Here is a 17,564-nt window from a genome sequence, read left to right as displayed (position 1 = left end):
TTACACTCTCGCGAGGAGGCTGGAATAAAGGCTAACATAGCGTTCGGCGCTTTTCTTCCAGGAAACGTCGGACTTCATTCCCTGATTCTGCAATCGGGCCCAGACCTTTGGGTCCCTAAATGCGGTGAAAGCGCGGCGAAGGACGTGGCGGAATGCGTCGGTCGTGACCGGCGCGAACTGGAAACCGGTCGCGACCCGGGCGGAAAGTGCGGCCTCGTTGGCATCGATCACCGTGTCGGCAAGCCCGCCGGTGCGGGCGACGATCGGCACGCAGCCGTAGCGCAGGCCGTAAAGCTGGGTGAGGCCACAGGGTTCGAATCGCGAGGGGATGAGGATGGCGTCGGCGCCGGCCTGCATCAGGTGGGACAAGGGCTCGTCGTAGCCGATGATGATGCCGACGCGCCCGCGATGGCGCGACGCAGCGGCCAGCAGCGCGCCCTCCAGACCCTGATCGCCGGTTCCCAGCACCGCCAGCGTGCCGCCTTCGGCGACGATCCAGTCGGCGACTTCGGCAATGAGGTCGATCCCCTTTTGCCAGGCGAGGCGGGAAACGACGCAGAACACCGGCCCGCCGCCGTCCACCAGTCCGAACCGCTCGAGCAGCGCCTGCCGGTTCTTCGATCGGGCGCGCAGCGCGCCGGGACCATAGTTGGCGGCGATGTGCGGATCCGTCGTCGGGTCCCAGACGGCGGTGTCGACACCGTTGACGATGCCCATCAGCTCGCCTGCACGGGCGTTGATGAGGCCGTCGAGCCCCATTCCGAACTCGGGCGTCCTGATTTCCTGCGCGTAGGTCGGGCTGACCGTCGTCACTTCCCAGGCCGTCCGCAGGCCGCCTTTCATGAAGCTGACGTCGCCATAATATTCGAGCCCTTCGACGCTGAAGGCTTCCGGCGGTAGGCCAAGTTCGGGAAAGATCTCCGAGCCGAACTGGCCCTGGAAGGCAAGGTTGTGCACCGTCACGACGCTGGGGATGTGCCCGAGACCGGAATAGCGCATGTAGACAGGGGTCATCGCCGCCTGCCAGTCATGCGCATGGACGATGTCGGGCGTCCAGTCCGGCAGCAGGCCGCGCGCGATCTCCGCGCCTGCATGCGAAAGGGCGGCAAACCGCTTCCAGTTGTCGGGATAGTCCTTGCCGGTCGCATCGACGTACGGCCCACCGCTGCGGTCGAAATAGACCGGCGCGTCGAGGACGAACAGGTCGAGCCCGGCATGCTGCGCAGCAAGGATCCGCATCTCATCGCCGAACACGCTCGGCAGCGTCGCGATCTTGCGCGGTTTTGTCAGTTGCTGCATCACCGCCGGATAGCCCGGCAGCAGGGTTCGCATTCGCACCCCGTTGCCGTCGAGCGCAAGCGGGAGCGCGCCGGTCACGTCGGCAAGGCCGCCCGTCTTGATGAGCGGGAACACCTCGGATGCCACCGAAAGTACGTTCATTGGTAACAGATCCTAGAGTTCCAGCCGGTCGATCATCGGCTGCGTGATCAGGCAAATGCCGCTGTCGGAGCGGCGGAAACGCCGGCCGTCCAGTTCCGGGTCCTCGCCAACGATCAGCCCCTCGGGGATGGTCACGCCGCGGTCGATCACCACGTTGGACAGTTGCGCATGCCGGCCGATGGTCACATCGGGAAGGACGACGGCGCCTTCGAGGCGAGAATAGGAGTTGGCGCGCACGCCGGTGAAGAGCAGGCTCCGATGCAGCGATGAGCCCGAGATGATGCAATTGCCCGAGACGAGCGAGGAGATCGCCGAGCCGCGGCGGTCCTCGTCGTCATGGACGAATTTCGCCGGCGGCGTGATCTCGGCATAGGTCCAGATCGGCCAGGTCACGTCGTATATGTCCAGTTCCGGGGTCACGTCGGTCAGATCGATGTTGGCCTGCCAGTAGGCGTCGATCGTGCCGACGTCGCGCCAATAGGCCTCACGCTCGAAATCGGAGCGCACGCAGGAAGCGGTGAAGCGATGGGCGACCGCTTTGCCGTTCTCGACAATGTAGGGGATGATGTCCTTGCCAAAGTCGCGGGAGGAATTGGGATCGGCCGCGTCGCGGCGCAGGATGTCCATCAGGAACTTCGTGTGGAACACGTAGATGCCCATGGAGGCGAGCGCCATGTCCGGATTTCCGGGAATGCCGGGCGGATCGGCCGGCTTTTCGACGAAGGCCATGATCTCGTCTTTTTCGTCGACCTGCATGACGCCGAAACCGGTGGCTTCCTTCCGGGGCACTTCGAGACAGCCGATCGTCACTTGGGCGCCGGAATCGACGTGCTGCTGGAGCATCAGCTCGTAGTCCATCTTGTAGACGTGGTCGCCGGCCAGGATGACCATGTATTCGACGCCGTAGTCCTCGATGATGTCGATGTTCTGGTAGACCGCGTCGGCGGTGCCTTCGTACCATTGCGTCTCGGAGACGCGCTGGCTGGCGGGCAGGATGTCGAAGCTCTCGTTGCGCTCGGGACGGAAGAAGTTCCAGCCGCGCTGCAGGTGGCGGATCAGCGAGTGGGCCTTGTACTGGGTGGCGACGCCGATGCGGCGGATGCCGGAGTTCAAGGCATTGGAGAGGGCGAAATCGATGATGCGTGCCTTGCCGCCGAAATAGACCGCCGGCTTGGCGCGGCGGTCGGTCAGTTCGTTCAGGCGGCTACCGCGCCCGCCGGCAAGAACATAGGCCATCGCGTCACGCGCGAGGGGTTGAATCCGCTTCTGCTCCATCGTGTCCTCCCGACATTCCTCATGCATCCTGTTCCAGCATCAGCGTCGCCAGTGGTGGCAGCGTCACCGAAGCTGAAACGTTCCCCCTGTTGTCCCGGGTCGCCTGAACGGCGCCTCCATTTCCCTTGCCCGATCCACCATAGATCTCGGCATCGGTGTTGAGAATCTCCTTCCACCGTCCTTCAACCGGCAGCGGAATGCGATAGCTTTCCCGATAGGTTGGCGTGAAGTTGGTGACGATCGCAATCATCTTTTCGCCGGGCGCCTTGCGCAGCCAGGCGAACACCGAGTTATCGCGATCGTCGGCGAGCAGCCACTCGAAGCCTTCGCCCTCGCAGTCTCGCCCGTGCAGCGCCACCTTCCGCCGGTAGGTGCCGTTGAGATCGCGAACCAGCCGGCGCATGCCCTCGTGCAGGGGGTACTCAAGGAGGTTCCAGTCGAGCGCGCGGTCCTCGTCCCATTCCCGCCACTGGGCGAATTCCTGCCCCATGAACAGCAGCTTCTTGCCGGGGTAGCCCCACATGAAGGCGTAGTAGGCTCTCAGCGTCGCGAACTTTTGCCAGTCGTCGCCGGCCATCTTGGCGATCAACGAGCCCTTGCCGTGCACGACCTCGTCATGGGAGAGCGGCAGCACGAAGTTCTCGGAAAACGCATAGAGCAGGCCGAAGGTCATGTCGTTGTGGTGGAACTTGCGGTGCACGGGCTCGCGCTTGAGGTACTGCAGGGTGTCGTGCATGAACCCCATGTTCCACTTGAAGCCGAAGCCCAGTCCGCCCTCGTGCACCGGATGGGAGACTTTCGGCCAGGAGGTCGATTCCTCGGCGATTGTCATCACCCCCGGCCGGGTGCCGTAGAGGCGGGAATTCATTTCCTGCAGGAAGCGCACGGCCTCGAGATTTTCGTTGCCGCCATATTCGTTCGGCACCCACTCGCCGTGCTTGCGCGAATAGTCGAGGTAGAGCATCGAGGCGACCGCATCGACGCGCAGCCCGTCGATGTGGAACTTCTCTGCCCAGTAGAGCGCGTTGTTGATCAGGAAGGCGAGGACTTCCAGGCGGCCGAAATTGTAGATCGCTGTGTTCCAGTCGGGATGAAAGCCCTTGCGCGGGTCGGCGTGTTCGTAGAGCGCGGTGCCGTCGAACCAGCGCAGGCCATGCTCGTCGGTCGGGAAATGCGCCGGCACCCAGTCGAGGATGACGCCGATGCCGACCTTGTGCGCGCCGTTGACGAAGCGGGCGAAGCCTTCGGGTTCGCCGAAACGGGCGGTGGGCGCGTAGAGGCCGGTCGTCTGGTAGCCCCAGGACGGATCGTAGGGAAACTCCGAGATCGGCAGGAATTCGATGTGGGTGAAGCCCATGTCGACGCAATAGGGGATCAGCCGGTCGGCCAGCTCGTCCCAGGACAGCATCTCGCCATTGTCGCGCCGCTGCCAGGAACCGGCATGCACCTCGTAGATGGAGATCGGCTGGCGACGCGGATCGGCCTTCGACCAGAAGGCGCGGTGGGCGTCGTCTTCCCAGACCTGGGCGATTTCGCCGGTCGTCATCGAGGCGGTTCGCGGCCGCAGTTCCGAGCGCCGGGCAAAGGGATCCGCCTTCAGCGGCAGCAGTTCGCCGTTCTTGCCGACGATCTCGTACTTGTAGGCCTGGCCGGCGCTGACACCGGGAAGGAAGATCTCCCAGATGCCGGTGTCCCGGCGCAGCCGCATGACATGGCGGCGACCATCCCATTCGTTGAAGTCGCCAACGACGGAGACCCGCTGTGCGTTCGGGGCCCAGACGGCGAAGTGGAAACCGTCGACGCCTTCCAGCGTCAGCGGATGGGCGCCCATGCGTTCGAAGAGGCGCAGGTGGGAGCCTTGGCGAATGTAATAGTCGTCCATCGGTCCCAGCACCGGGCCGAAGGAATAAGGGTCGACAACGATCCACTCGCCGCCGGAATTGCGGGCACGATAGCGGATCGGTTGCTGCTTGCGAACGGATACCGGGCCGGCAAAGATGCCGGCGGGGTCGAGGCAGTCAAGCGGGCCGATCCCCTTGCCGGCGAGCGTTTCGGCCGTGACGGTTTCGGCATGAGGGATGAAACAGCGGGCGACGAAGGTGTCGCCGACCTGCTGGACGCCCAGGACCGAGAAGGGATCCGCGTGCCGGCTTTCAACAATTGCCTCGATATCGGCCTTCAGAAGACCCGTCGATTGTTGGTCCAGCGGGTCCTTTCTCGTCATCAAACGCCCCAGATCTCGGTCGCGTATTGGCGGATCGTCCGGTCCGACGAGAACCAGCCCATGCGCGCCGTGTTGAGGATGGCCTTGGTGTTCCAGCTGGCCTTGTCGACCCAGAGACTGTCCACGTCGCGTTGCGCCTTCGCATAGGCATCGAAGTCGGCGGCGACCATGAACCAGTCGTGATTGTAGAGGCCGTCGATGAGCCCGGAAAAGCGGTCGCGGTCATCGGGGGAAAAGACGCCGGAGGAAATGGCGAGCAGCGCCTGTGAGAGTTCCGGAGAGTTCTCGATGATGGCGCGGGGGTTGTGTCCCTCGGCGCGCACTCGGGCGACCTCGTCCGCCGTCATGCCGAAGATGACGATGTTGTCCGCGCCGACATGGTCGCGCATTTCCACATTGGCGCCGTCGAGCGTGCCGATGGTCAGCGCACCGTTCAGGGCGAATTTCATGTTGCCGGTGCCGGACGCCTCCATGCCGGCGGTGGAGATCTGTTCAGAGAGATCAGCGGCCGGAACCATCACCTCGGCCAGCGAGACGTTGTAGTTCGGCACGAAGACCACCTTGAGAAGCCCGCGCACGGCCGGGTCGTTGTTTATCACCCGTGCGACGTCGTTGGCGAGCTTGATGATCAGCTTGGCGTTGTGATAGCTCGGCGCCGCCTTGCCGGCGAAAAGCTTTACCCGCGGCACCCAGTCCCGCTCCGGGCGCGAGCGGATCTGGTCGTAAAGCGCCACCGCTTCGATGATGTTGAGAAGCTGGCGCTTGTATTCGTGGATGCGCTTGATCTGGATGTCGAACATCGCATCGGGATCGAGGCGCACGCCGAGCCGGGCCTGGACGAGATGGGCCAGCTTGACCTTGTTCTCCCGCTTGATGGCGGCAAAGCGCTCCCGAAAGGCGGCATCGCCGGCAAAGACGTCGAGCGCCTTCAGCCGCTCCGCATCGTCCTCGAACGAGGTGCCGATCGATTCGCGGATCAGGTTGAACAGGCCGGGATTGCACTGCATTAGCCAACGGCGCGGCGTGATCCCGTTGGTCTTGTTGTTGATGCGGCTTGGATAGAGCCGGTGAAGATCGGCGAAGACCGTTTCCTTCATCAACTCGGTGTGCAGCGCCGAGACGCCGTTGACCGAATGCGAGCCGACGAAGGCGAGGTTGCCCATCCGCACGCGGCGCTCGCCGCCTTCCTCGATCAGCGAGATGTTGCGGATCTTCTGGTCGTCGTAGCCGCGGTCCCTGCGGGCCTCGAGCAGGATCTTGGCGTTGATTGCATAGACGATCTGCATGTGGCGGGGCAACAGCCGCTCGAACAGCGGCACCGGCCAGCTCTCCAGCGCTTCGGGCAAGAGCGTGTGGTTCGTATAGGCGAAGGTCTTGCGGGCGATGTCCCAGGCGGCATCGAATTCCAGCCCGTGCACGTCGGTCAGCAGGCGCACCAGTTCGGCGACGGAGACGGCCGGATGGGTGTCGTTCAGCTGGATGGCGACCGCATCGGGCAGCGAGGTGAAATCCGGATACTGCTGCAGATGGCGGCGCAAAATGTCCTGCAGCGAGGCGGAGGAGAAGAAGAACTCCTGCCGAAGCCGCAACTCCTGGCCGGCCGGCGTGGCATCCGCCGGATACAGCACGCGGGTCAGGCTTTCGGCCTTGTTGCTCTCGCGCAGCGCGCCGATATGGTCGCCGGCATTGAAGGCGTCGAGCAGGATCGGATCGATCGGATGGGCGGACCACAGGCGCAGCGTGTTGACGCGCTTGGCGCGCCAGCCGACGGCAGGCGTGTCGTAGGCGGTGGCGATGACACGCTCGGCCGGCTTCCAGACGAAGCGCTGCTTGTTTTCGCCGAGGTCGAGCGTCTCGACGGCGCCGCCGAAGCCGATCTCATAGGAGCTTTCGCGGCGCTCGAATTCCCAGGGGTTGCCGTGCGCCAGCCAGGTCTCGGGCAGTTCCACCTGCCATCCGTCGGCCATTTGCTGACGGAACAGGCCATGCACGTAGCGGATGCCGTAGCCGTAGGCAGGCACGTCGGTCGTCGCCATGGATTCGATGAAACAGGCGGCAAGCCGGCCGAGACCGCCATTGCCAAGCGCTGCGTCCGGTTCGAGCTCGGCGATAACGTCGATGTCGACGCCGAGCGAGGCCAGCGCCTCGCGCATCTCGTCCATGATGCCGATATTGGTCATGGCATCGCGCATCAGGCGGCCGATGAGAAACTCCAGCGACAGGTAGTAGACCCGCTTTGCGCCGGTGGCGTAGGTGCGCCGGGTCGAATCCATCCACTTGTCGGTGATGCGGTCACGCGCCACCAGGATGGCGGCGGTCAACCAGTCATGCGGCTTGGCGACCTTCGGATCCTTGCCGATACGGTACTTCAGGCGTTCCAGAAGCTCGGTGGCAAGCTGCGACGGCTCGGTGGAGCGCAGGGCCGGGGCGGGGATTTCGTTGGAGGAGACCCTGTTCATCATGGGCGGTAACGAACCCCTTCATTGCAATCGGCGGCCGTTGGAATTCAGCCTGCCATAATTTTGCATCGATCCGAAGCGCTTGCAATACGAGTTCACCGGATAGGAGGCATGCGGTGGATGCAGGGGCGTTCAATCAGAAATGCCAAATCCGCCGCACCCCGGGGCGCGGCGGATTTGCAGAAGCAACAGGAACCTAGATCGTCGGGTTCAGTGCGTCAGGCGCGCAATCGTTGCGGCCGCCTCCTGGCCGATCTTCTCGAAAGCCTTGACGAGATCCGTCATCTTGTCGGCGACGAAGTAGCTTCCGGGCGATGCGCAGTCGCTCAGCAGCTTTTGGCCACGTGGCGGCGCCATGAACGCGACGGTGTATATTTTCATCCCGGCGTTCTTTGCGGTCTTGCAGATATTCAGCGTCTTCGTGTCGTCGGAGGTGTTGTTGTTGTTTCCGTCCGTCATGAACACGATGTACTTCGTCGGCACCTGCTGGTTCTTCTTCCAGTGCTGGGTATTTTCAGTCGAGTCTATCAGCTTGTCGTACGCTGCCTGCATGGCGGCGGTCGAACTCGTGCCGTTGCCGCCCTCGAGCGCATTCACCTGTGTGCGGGACGCGGTCGTACCCCAGTTGATGTTGTAGGCCGTTCCCGGTTTGTCGTTGTAGGAGACGGTGCCGGTCCGCACATAGATCGTGTCAGGATCGGCCGTATCCAGCGTGCCAAACAGGCTGCCCGCGGCGGTCTTGAGAGCCTCGATCTTCTTCACGTAGCAAGGAGAAATTGGGTTCCCCTTGTTCAGTTTGTTCCAGTTGTCATCGTATTGTACGCAGCTTGTCACCGGTATGATCTTCTTTTCGGTGTTCGCCATCATCGAGCCGGACTTGTCGAGCACTAGATACATCGACAGTGCGTTCTTCGATTCGGTGGCGCTTTCAGCCAATGTATTGGCCGTTATCGTTGCCTTGTCCTTGACGAGAAGTCGCGTCAGCGGGTTCAGGTCCATGTCCATCCTGGCGGTGACATTGATGACCCAGGACTTGCTGCTCTTGCCCGTGGCCGTCTCCTGGATATCGACTACCGAGCTGGCGAAGGAACTTGGCTCCTCGCTGTCCGGATTTTTGGTCTCGGTCCCTTCGCCATCGACGTTGCCGCCGCTCCGCATCTGCGTCTCGATGAACCGCAATGCCAGGAGCTTGGCTGCGTCGATGGTGTAGCCATCGTTGGCAAGCGCCGATGCCGCCGCGAGCGCGGCCGCATCGGCCGCATCCTGCAGCCGGTTCTTCGTCATCATCATCTTGGTGACGTCGATCGAGATCCCGCCGGCGCCCAGAAGCACCGGCAGCAACAGCGCCGTCATCATTCCGAAGTTGCCACGGCGGTCCCTTGCCAGGCGGGAAAGGACGCCCTGCTTTTCCGTTGCCAGTTTCATCTGTCGCCACCCCATCATCATAATGTTGGGGCGGACGGTAGCGCGGAAAAATTATTTTCCCGTTTCGGTAGTAACTACAATTTGATCGAAACCGTACCGATGTTGGAATTGCAGGTCGTTGTGCGCTTGTTCGCCTGTATGGAAACGGGACTCGCACTGAAAAGCGCAGCGCGAAAGTGCCACAGCCTCGATCTCGGCGGGGAGCCGGATGGCGGGATCAGGGGAGGCGAGACGCGTGGGGGCGGGGCACGGTTCCCACTTCCACCCTCGACCGGAACCGATGCCACGGGTCCGGCCGAGCTTCTCCCCGCGACGGGCCTTGGCGCGGCGCGGGGAGCTGTTGCAGTTCATTGGCAACCCGTCAGCGCTTCGGTGCGACGAGGGAGAAGTGGGCGCCCTGCGGGTCGACGGCGTTGATGATCCAGCTGCCGCCGGGGACCTCCATTGGTCCCATTACCACCTTGCCGCCGCCGGCGGTGACGCGCTCGACAGCCGCGTCGATGGCGTCGACATTGAAGTAATAGCCCCAGTAGGGCGGTGCCGGCAGGTCCTTCGGCTTCGTCATCATGCCGCCGGACGTTTGGCCATTGATCTTGAAGAGCTGGTAGACGCCCATCTCGCCCATGTCGAGCGCCTGGTCCTTTTCCCAGCCGAAGAGCGAGGAATAGAAAGTCCAGGCGGTGTTCAGGTCGCCGGCCATCAGTTCGTGCCAGCCGATCTGGCCGGGTGCTGCGCGATCGGCATCCTGGCTCTCTTCGCTGGTCGAGCTGAACAGGCAGAACACGGCCCCGGTCGGATCGCCGACGACGGCGAAGCGGCCGACGCCCGGGATGTCGTCCGGCTGGCGATAGACCTTGCCGCCCTTCGCGGCGACCTCCTTCGCGGTCGTATCCACGTTGTCGGCGTAGATGTAGCCGATCCAGCCCGGCGGCATGCCCTCGGCCTCCTTCGGTGTCGTCATCAGCCCGGCGACCATCCGGTCACCGGCGGAGAAGAGCGTGTATGCCATGTCCGGCATGCCGGCATCCTTGGCGGTCCAGCCGACGACGGATTTGTAGAACCGCTCGGCGGCGGCCGTGTCGGTGGTCATCAGCTCATACCAGACGAATTTTCCTTGGTTCGTGGACATTGGTTCCTCCGGTTTCATTTGGCCCAACAAGCAAGTGCGGAGATAGGACGGCGCCGGCCGCAGTCAATCACGCGCGGACGGCAGCCGGATTTCCCGACCTCCGCGGTCAGCCGCAGCAGGGCTATGCCCGCGGCGCGTCGTCGTATTCGTCGTGCCGCTTGACGAAGCTCAGCGTTCCGGTCTCGTTGCGGCCTTTCGGCGCCCGGTCGAGGACCATCAGCGTGCCGAGGATTTCCTCTCCGCCGCGCGCGTATTCCGAGTAGGTGTGGTAGACGGTGCCGTCTTCCGCGCGGAAGAAGGCGCTCATGCCCGGCAGTTCGTCATGGGCGTCGGCCGAGGGTGTCTCGCGGTAGTTGTAGAAAACCTTGCCGCCCGCCAGCTCCGCCTTGGTGAAGGAGACCTGGTAGTCGAAGTTGAAGTCGCTGCCGTACGAGGAGTACCACGGGAACTTCCACCCCATCCGCTTCTTGTAGGCCTCGATCTTGTCGAGCGGTGCCCGCGAGATGCAGATGAAGGTCACGTCGTGATGGTTCAGATGCGGCAGCATGCCGTCGATGTGGTCGGCCACGAAGGAGCAGCCGGGACATCCTGCTTTCCAGTCCGGCCCGTACATGAAGTGATAGACCATCAACTGACTGCGGCCGTCGAAGAGGTCGGCCAGCGTCTTTTTTCCCTCGGGCGTGTCGAACGTGTAGGTTTTGTCAACCTTGATCCAGGGCAGGGCCAGGCGTTCGGCGCGCACCTTGTCGCGCAGTTTCGTTTCTTCCTTCTCCATGGCCAAAAGCGACTTGCGGGCCTCGAGCCATTCGTCGCGGGAGACGATGTCGTGGTTTGGTCTCATGCACGTAACTCCTCTTTAGCGCGTTCGACATCAGGGTTGATATTAACGTTCAGTGGACGTGCCACGTTCCACGATGCAGGCGATTTCGCAGCTTCGGATTGTTGACGAAGCATGGGACAGCATTCCGACAGCGCTATGTCAAAAAACGCAATTTTTCGCGCGGCGCTGCGATCGTTCGCGAGAAAGCCAAGGGCTTGCCTGCAGTCACTGCTTTGTGGCAATTGACGCAACGGTTGATTTTCCGGATATGTTGCTCGCCGCCAGGTTACGTGCATCAGGCCCGCCAACACGGAGAAAGCGGCAATGGCGTGGCGGGGCTTGCTGGACCGTGCTGCGCTCGATCTCGAGCGGAGTGCATTGGTGAGCTTCAAGTGGATGGACCAGAGGGAGGTTTCGGAAGACCGGAATATCCTCATCACCGGTGGTGCCGGCTTTCTCGGTTCGCATTTGGCCGAGCTCCTTGCTTCCCGTGGCAACCATGTTTTTTGCCTCGACAATATCCACACCGGACGCTGTGAAAATTTCGCCAATCTGGAGGCGAGCGCTCGTCTGACCGTTGTCCGGCACGACATCATCGACGGCATTCCCGACACCCTTCCGGCGTTCAGCGAAATCTACAACCTCGCCTGTGCGGCGTCGCCGGTCCACTATCAGGCCGATCCGGTCTCGACCGCGCTCGTCAATTCCACCGGTGTCTGGAACGTCCTTCGCAGGGCCGAACGGGACGGCGCGCGCGTCTTCCAGACCTCCACCTCGGAGGTCTATGGTGACCCGCACGTCCATCCGCAACGCGAGGATTATTGGGGCAATGTGAACTCCATCGGGCCGCGCGCCTGCTACGACGAAGGGAAGCGCTTCGCCGAGACGCTGTGCACCGATTTTGCCAGGGCACGCGGCCTGACGCTGAGAATGGCGCGGATCTTCAACACCTACGGGCCCAGGATGCGTTGGGACGACGGCCGCGTGGTGTCGAACTTCATTGTGCAGGCACTGCTCGGCCAGCCGCTGACGCTCTACGGTGACGGAACGCAGAGCCGATCCTTCTGCTATGTCGACGATCTGATCCGCGGCATCGACCGGTTGATGCAGAGCCCGACCGCCGAGGGGCCGGTCAATCTCGGTAATCCCGTCGAGTTCAGCATTGAAGAGCTTGCCCGGCTGGTTCTGGACATCACGGGCTCCAACTCCCCGATCATTCGCCTGCCGCTGCCGACCGATGATCCCAGACGACGCAGGCCGGATATCGGCAAGGCGACCCGGCTGCTGGACTGGCAGCCGGAAACCGCATTGCGGGACGGTCTTGTGAAGACGGCGCAATATTTCAGGGGCGAACTTGGTCGGCACCCCGCTGGCATCAATGCGGCCGAATGACAGGATCTCCGACTCAGCCATGACTTCCGGAAGCAGCCATCCACGGTGTTCCGCCGCCATCGACAACGCTTTCGCCGGGGGCAGGGCATGAGTTGGTTTCGATGGAAGAAGAAGGGCATCATCGCCCTCTCATTTGCACCGCCGGCGCCGAAACCGGGCCGGCACGGCGTCGCGATCGTGGCCTGCGTCAAGAACGAGGCGGCGTATATCACCGAATGGCTGCGTTTCCACAGGGCGGTCGGCATCCGCCATTTCATTCTCTACGATCATGGATCGACCGATGAAACGGCCGACGAGATCCGCCGCACGCTGCCACCCGAGGCCTTCACGCTGCTGCCTTGGAACGGTGGCGCTGTCGCACCGAAGCTGGACCGGCTGATCGACTGGCAGGTCGTGGCCTTCGCCCACGCCATCCAGAACTTTGGCGGCGAATATCGACACATGGCGTTCATCGATGCCGATGAGTTCCTCTTGCCGAAGCAGGGATCGACCGTCGACGAAGCGCTTGCCGCGACCGGCGGCTTTCCGAATGTTGCCCTGCCCTGGCACATGTTCGGCACGAGCGGCCACAAGACGAAACCGGACGCCCCGGTGACGGTCAGCTACACGATGCGCAGCGCGGACCCGATGAGCCGGCTGAAGCACGCGAGCAATTTCAAATGCATTGTCGATCCGAGTGAGGTGGTCCAGGCCAGTGTTCACAGTTTCAAGACGCGCTCATACGGCAACATCGCCTGCAATGACGCCGGCAAGCGGGCTGCGGGCAAGGAGCGCGAACAGCCGGGCTTCTACTCCAATGCCTTCCTGCAACTGAACCACTACTACAGCAAGTCGGAAGAGGAGTTCGCGGCGAAGCTGGCGCGCGGCGCGATCTACACGCTGACCAGCAAGCTGATTGCCGATCGAATGACCACGACCATCCGCAATATCCAGCTGTCCCAGGTCGAGGACCGCGCCATGGCGGATTTCGTCGAGCGTCGCGGCATTATGCTTGAGGGAGGCGTGGACTGAAAGCTGACACAGCCGGCGCAAGGTTCGGCTGTTTCGGTTTCACCATCTTCCCTCTGCGTCCTTACAGAGTCGCGAACGCCCTCCTTCCGTCATCCCGGCCTTGAGCCGGGATCGAGCAATGCTGCGCCCACGGCAAAAAAGTCTTTCGTGCGCAAGGACTTGCGCTGACTGGATGCCGGATCAAGTCCGGCATGACGAAGACGTTGGAGACTGCTCAATGAGGGGCGGAGAGGCGTGAGCCCTTTGCGAGTGGCAAAAGGGCCGCTGGTTTTGCTCAGCGGCCCTTCAAACGTGTCTGATATCGCGCGGGACGATTATTCCGGCAGGATGCGCACGGCGCCGAGGTCGGCGGAGCTGGCGAAGGCGGCGTAGGCCTTCAGCGCCGTCGTGACGTTGCGCTTGCGCGGCTGCGCCGGCTTCCAGCCGAGCTTGTCCTGTTCGGCGCGGCGGGCGGCGAGTTCGGTTTCCGACACCGCCAGGTTGATCGTGCGGTTCGGGATGTCGATCTCGATGATATCGCCCTGGCGCACAAGGCCGATCGCGCCGCCTTGCGCCGCTTCCGGCGAGGCGTGGCCGATCGACAGCCCCGAGGTGCCGCCGGAGAAGCGGCCGTCGGTGACCAGCGCGCAGGCCTTGCCGAGGCCCTTCGACTTCAGGTAGCTCGTCGGATAGAGCATTTCCTGCATGCCGGGGCCGCCCTTCGGGCCTTCGTAGCGGATGACGACGACGTCGCCGGCCTTGACCTCGCCGCCGAGGATGCCCTTCACCGCCGCGTCCTGGCTTTCGAAGACGACCGCCGGGCCGGTGAACTTCAGGATCGATTCATCGACGCCGGCCGTCTTCACGATGCAGCCGTCGAGCGCGATATTGCCCTTCAGGACCGCAAGGCCCCCGTCCTTGGAGAAGGGGTGCTCGACCGAGCGGATGACGCCGTTCTCGCCGTCGGCGTCGAGCTCGTCCCAGCGGGCTTCCTGGCTGAAGGCAACCTGGGTCGGGATGCCGCCCGGCGCCGCCCGGAAGAAGGTGCGGACCGTCTCGCTGCTGGTGCGGCTGATGTCCCAGCGGTCGATGGCGTCGCCAAGGGTCGCGGCATGCACGGTCGGGCTGTCGCGGTGGATCAGGCCGCCGCGCTCGAGTTCGCCGAGGATGCGCATGATGCCGCCGGCACGGTGGACGTCCTCCATGTGCACGTCGGCCTTGGCCGGGGCGACCTTGGAGAGGCAAGGGACTTTGCGCGACAGCTGGTCGATGTCGTCGAGCGTGAACTCGATCCCGCCCTCGTAGGCCGCCGCTAGGATGTGCAGCACGGTGTTGGTCGAACCGCCCATGGCGATATCGAGCGACATGGCGTTCTCGAAAGCCTTCTTGTTGGCGATGTTGCGCGGCAGCACGCTCTCGTCTTCCTGCTCGTAGTAGCGGCGGGCGAGGTCGACGATCAGGTGCCCGGCCTCGACGAACAGGCGCTTGCGGTCGGCGTGGGTGGCGAGCGTCGAGCCGTTGCCTGGCAGCGACAGGCCGAGCGCCTCGGTCAGACAGTTCATCGAATTGGCGGTGAACATGCCCGAGCACGAGCCACAGGTCGGGCAGGCGGAGCGCTCGATCGCCTTGACGTCCTCATCGGAGACGCTGTCGTCGGCAGCGGCGACCATGGCGTCGACGAGGTCGAGCGCCTGGGTCTTGCCGTGCAGCACGACCTTGCCAGCCTCCATCGGGCCGCCGGAGACGAAGACGGACGGGATGTTCAGGCGCATGGCGGCATTCAGCATGCCGGGGGTGATCTTGTCGCAGTTGGAGATGCAGACCATGGCGTCGGCGCAATGCGCGTTGACCATGTACTCGACGCTGTCGGCAATGATCTCGCGCGAAGGCAGCGAATAGAGCATGCCGTCGTGGCCCATGGCGATACCGTCGTCGACGGCGATCGTGTTGAATTCCTTGGCGACGCCGCCGGCCGCTTCGATCTCGCGGGCGACGAGCTGGCCGAGGTCCTTCAGGTGCACGTGGCCGGGCACGAACTGGGTGAAGGAATTCACCACCGCGATAATCGGCTTACCGAAATCCGAATCCTTCATGCCTGTGGCGCGCCACAGGCCGCGGGCGCCGGCCATGTTGCGGCCGTGGGTGGTGGTTCGGGAGCGATAGGCTGGCATCGATGGTTCCTCACTTCCAGTCGGGCAGGGATTGACAGTCGGGCACGGATCCGCGGCGTGCGCGCCGCCATTCCTGCCGGGTCAGGGGTTCCCTACCGCAAATCCCCCGCCGCGTCACGAAAGGAATGACATTATTTGCGCCGCAACGCGGAATTTCCTGTCGCAGGCGGCGCGTTAACGATCGTTGTCGGCGGGGAATTCGTCGGATGTGCGCCTTCGAACTGGCGCGTCATCGGGAGCGAGGTGGAAAGCCAGGACAGCCGCACCGCGAGGGCTTCGATGAAACAATGCTGACGGGAATGACCGGGTATGATATACAGGCTGTTAGAGACGAGGTCTTGTTTGTCCCTGAGGGGAAAATCTTTGGCAGTGAGCACCACGGGCGCATAACGAAAGCGTCCTTTGGTACTTGCGAGAGCATACATAGCATAATGTCGGTCGTTCTCCACTCCGGACCTATGGCTCCGGGGTAATGGACGACGTGCGCTTTCCTTTGACTTAGCAGCCTCAAGAGGAGCGTGAACCATGAATGTCATGCAGAAGCTATATGTTGGACTGCTATCATCAGCACTCGCCACAATTGTCGCGGCGCCTGCCGTAGCGCAGGAGCCGGCGAAACCCAACATCGTCGTGATCATGGGCGACGATGTCGGCTGGTTCAATCTCGGGGCCTATCACCGCGGGATCATGTCCGGAAAGACGCCGAACCTCGACAAGCTGGCCTCAGAGGGCATGATGTTCACCGACTACTATGCCGAAGCGAGCTGCACCGCCGGGCGGGCGAGCTTCATCACCGGCGAGATCCCGCTGCGCACCGGATTGACGACGGTCGGCCAGGCGGGTGCGGACGTCGGCATGCCCGACAAGGCGGCCACCATCGCCTCTGCCCTGAAGGTGCAGGGCTACGCGACCGGCCAGTTCGGCAAGAACCACCTCGGCGACCTCAACAAGTATCTGCCGACGCTGCATGGCTTCGATGAATTTTTTGGATATCTGTATCACCTCGATGCGATGTCGGACCCGTACTGGTATTCGTTCCCGAACGACCAGTCCTACCGCGACAAGGTCGGCCCCAGAAACCTGGTGCATAGCTTCGCGTCGGATACTGACGACACCTCCGAGATGCCGCGTTGGGGCAAGATCGGCAAGCAGCGGATCGTTGACGAAGGTCCGCTGGCGCCATACCCGGACATGACCAATGTGCCCAACATGCACGACATCATGCCCAAGGCCAAATACGACATGACCACCTTCGACGAGGTGCTGGTCAAGGCTTCCTGCGACTTCATGGACAAGGCCAAGACGGACGGCAAACCATTCTTCCTCTGGCACAACACGACGCGCATGCACGTCTGGACCTTCCTGTCACCCAAATACCAGGCGCTCATGAACAGCGACACCAACTACGGGCTTGAGGAAGCCGGCATTGCCCAGCTCGACGATAGCGTCGGCGCCCTCATGAAGTGCATTGCGGATTCGGGTGAAGCCGACAACACCATCGTCATCTTCACCACCGACAACGGCGCGGAAGTGTTCACCTGGCCCGACGGCGGCATGACGCCGTTCAAGGGAACAAAGGGAACCGTGATGGAAGGTGGCTTCCGCGCTCCGGCGATCATCCGGTGGCCGGGTAAGGTCAAGGCCGGCACGGTCGAGAACGGTATATTCTCGGCGCTGGACTGGTTCCCGACGCTGCTTGCAGCGGCAGGAAACCCGGACATCACCGACCAGTTGCTGAAGGGCGTGCAACTCGGCGATCGTACCTACAAGAACCACCTCGACGGCTACAACCAGATTGACCTGCTGACCGGGAAAGGGCCGTCGGCGCGCCAGGAGTTCTTCTACTTCGGAGGCCCGCAGCTCGGTGCCATTCGGATCGGTGACTTCAAGTTCCAGTTCTATCAGCAGCCGGAAGGGTGGCCCGGAGCGAAGGTGACGACCGACATGCCCACCATGGTCAATATTCGCCAGGATCCCTTCGAAAGAACGCCGTCGATCGGCGGCCAGAGCCTCAATGATCTGGGTGGCGGCTACATGAACGACTTCTATGCTCGCGAGTTCTGGCGGTTCGTCTCGGTGCAGGATGAGGTCAAGAAACTGGCGCTTACGGCGGTCGATTACCCGCCGATGCAGGACCCGGCCTCCTTCAACCTCGATGCCGTCAAGAAGCAGATCGACGACGCGATCAAGAACAAGCCGGGGAATTAGCGGAGCGTCGATGCGGGTGGCCGTTCAGCCA

The 17,564-nt window shown here is 62.9% G+C and carries 12 protein-coding genes; 3 read left to right on the top strand and 9 right to left on the bottom strand.

The window, feature by feature from the left end:
* The 8 genes from glgA to AC1DDS_RS12250 all read right to left on the bottom strand — a co-directional run bounded on the left by glgA (nucleotide 1) and on the right by AC1DDS_RS12250 (nucleotide 11,068).
* A complete protein-coding gene (gene glgA, locus AC1DDS_RS12285; protein ID WP_477479148.1) occupies nucleotides 1-1,440 on the bottom strand; it encodes a glycogen synthase GlgA in 1,440 nt (479 codons plus the stop codon).
* A 12-nt stretch (nucleotides 1,441-1,452) separates the two neighbouring features.
* Nucleotides 1,453-2,715 (bottom strand): glucose-1-phosphate adenylyltransferase, encoded by a 1,263-nt coding sequence (glgC, locus tag AC1DDS_RS12280; RefSeq protein WP_477479147.1) that lies wholly within the window; start codon nucleotides 2,713-2,715, stop codon nucleotides 1,453-1,455.
* A gap of 19 nt (nucleotides 2,716-2,734) precedes the next feature.
* Nucleotides 2,735-4,939 carry a 1,4-alpha-glucan branching protein GlgB gene (gene glgB, locus AC1DDS_RS12275; RefSeq protein ID WP_477479146.1) on the bottom strand — a complete coding sequence of 735 codons (2,205 nt, stop codon included), beginning with the start codon at nucleotides 4,937-4,939 and terminating at the stop codon, nucleotides 2,735-2,737.
* Nucleotides 4,939-7,401 (bottom strand): glycogen/starch/alpha-glucan phosphorylase, encoded by a 2,463-nt coding sequence (locus AC1DDS_RS12270; RefSeq protein WP_477479145.1) that lies wholly within the window; start codon nucleotides 7,399-7,401, stop codon nucleotides 4,939-4,941. The genes glgB and AC1DDS_RS12270 overlap by 1 nt, the downstream gene beginning before the upstream one ends.
* Nucleotides 7,402-7,608: 207 nt before the next feature.
* Nucleotides 7,609-8,823: a pilus assembly protein TadG-related protein gene (locus AC1DDS_RS12265; protein WP_477479144.1), complete on the bottom strand. Its 1,215-nt coding sequence runs from the start codon at nucleotides 8,821-8,823 to the stop codon at nucleotides 7,609-7,611.
* Nucleotides 8,824-9,184: 361 nt separating this feature from the next.
* Nucleotides 9,185-9,952: a VOC family protein gene (locus AC1DDS_RS12260; protein WP_477479143.1), complete on the bottom strand. Its 768-nt coding sequence runs from the start codon at nucleotides 9,950-9,952 to the stop codon at nucleotides 9,185-9,187.
* Nucleotides 9,953-10,073: 121 nt separating this feature from the next.
* Nucleotides 10,074-10,793: a DUF899 domain-containing protein gene (locus AC1DDS_RS12255; RefSeq protein ID WP_477479142.1), complete on the bottom strand. Its 720-nt coding sequence runs from the start codon at nucleotides 10,791-10,793 to the stop codon at nucleotides 10,074-10,076.
* Complete coding sequence (locus tag AC1DDS_RS12250; RefSeq protein ID WP_477479141.1) at nucleotides 10,790-11,068, bottom strand: hypothetical protein; 279 nt, start codon at nucleotides 11,066-11,068, stop codon at nucleotides 10,790-10,792. Before AC1DDS_RS12250 ends, AC1DDS_RS12255 begins: the two co-directional genes overlap by 4 nt.
* Before the next feature lie 100 nt (nucleotides 11,069-11,168).
* On the opposite strand from AC1DDS_RS12250, the gene AC1DDS_RS12245 reads away from it, so the two are divergent.
* Both AC1DDS_RS12245 and AC1DDS_RS12240 read left to right on the top strand, forming a co-directional pair.
* Entirely contained in the window at nucleotides 11,169-12,164 is a 996-nt protein-coding gene (locus tag AC1DDS_RS12245; RefSeq protein ID WP_477479342.1) for a UDP-glucuronic acid decarboxylase family protein, read from the top strand.
* Between the two features lie 87 nt (nucleotides 12,165-12,251).
* Nucleotides 12,252-13,175, top strand: coding sequence for a glycosyltransferase family 92 protein (locus AC1DDS_RS12240; RefSeq protein WP_477479140.1), 924 nt, complete (start codon nucleotides 12,252-12,254; stop codon nucleotides 13,173-13,175).
* Nucleotides 13,176-13,489: 314 nt separating this feature from the next.
* Here AC1DDS_RS12240 and ilvD read toward each other — a convergent pair whose 3' ends face one another.
* The gene (ilvD, locus tag AC1DDS_RS12235; protein WP_477479139.1) at nucleotides 13,490-15,325 is read right to left on the bottom strand and encodes a dihydroxy-acid dehydratase; all 1,836 of its coding nucleotides are present in this window, start codon (nucleotides 15,323-15,325) and stop codon (nucleotides 13,490-13,492) included.
* Between the two features lie 525 nt (nucleotides 15,326-15,850).
* On the opposite strand from ilvD, the gene AC1DDS_RS12230 reads away from it, so the two are divergent.
* Nucleotides 15,851-17,533 (top strand): arylsulfatase, encoded by a 1,683-nt coding sequence (locus tag AC1DDS_RS12230; protein ID WP_477479138.1) that lies wholly within the window; start codon nucleotides 15,851-15,853, stop codon nucleotides 17,531-17,533.
* Nucleotides 17,534-17,564: the final 31 nt, after the last annotated feature.

Source organism: Mycoplana sp. 10N416 (assembly GCF_056394765.1).
This window is presented reverse-complemented; position numbering and strand designations above follow the sequence as displayed.

Bases quoted from the DNA above. Each gene is read 5' to 3' on its own strand.
- glgA (WP_477479148.1), bottom strand. From the start codon at position 1,440: ATGAACGTACTTTCGGTGGCATCCGAGGTGTTCCCGCTCATCAAGACG.
- glgC (WP_477479147.1), bottom strand. From the start codon at position 2,715: ATGGAGCAGAAGCGGATTCAACCCCTCGCGCGTGACGCGATGGCCTAT.
- glgB (WP_477479146.1), bottom strand. From the start codon at position 4,939: ATGACGAGAAAGGACCCGCTGGACCAACAATCGACGGGTCTTCTGAAG.
- AC1DDS_RS12270 (WP_477479145.1), bottom strand. From the start codon at position 7,401: ATGATGAACAGGGTCTCCTCCAACGAAATCCCCGCCCCGGCCCTGCGC.
- AC1DDS_RS12265 (WP_477479144.1), bottom strand. From the start codon at position 8,823: ATGAAACTGGCAACGGAAAAGCAGGGCGTCCTTTCCCGCCTGGCAAGG.
- AC1DDS_RS12260 (WP_477479143.1), bottom strand. From the start codon at position 9,952: ATGTCCACGAACCAAGGAAAATTCGTCTGGTATGAGCTGATGACCACC.
- AC1DDS_RS12255 (WP_477479142.1), bottom strand. From the start codon at position 10,793: ATGAGACCAAACCACGACATCGTCTCCCGCGACGAATGGCTCGAGGCC.
- AC1DDS_RS12250 (WP_477479141.1), bottom strand. From the start codon at position 11,068: ATGCACGTAACCTGGCGGCGAGCAACATATCCGGAAAATCAACCGTTG.
- AC1DDS_RS12245 (WP_477479342.1), top strand. From the start codon at position 11,169: ATGGACCAGAGGGAGGTTTCGGAAGACCGGAATATCCTCATCACCGGT.
- AC1DDS_RS12240 (WP_477479140.1), top strand. From the start codon at position 12,252: ATGAGTTGGTTTCGATGGAAGAAGAAGGGCATCATCGCCCTCTCATTT.
- ilvD (WP_477479139.1), bottom strand. From the start codon at position 15,325: ATGCCAGCCTATCGCTCCCGAACCACCACCCACGGCCGCAACATGGCC.
- AC1DDS_RS12230 (WP_477479138.1), top strand. From the start codon at position 15,851: ATGAATGTCATGCAGAAGCTATATGTTGGACTGCTATCATCAGCACTC.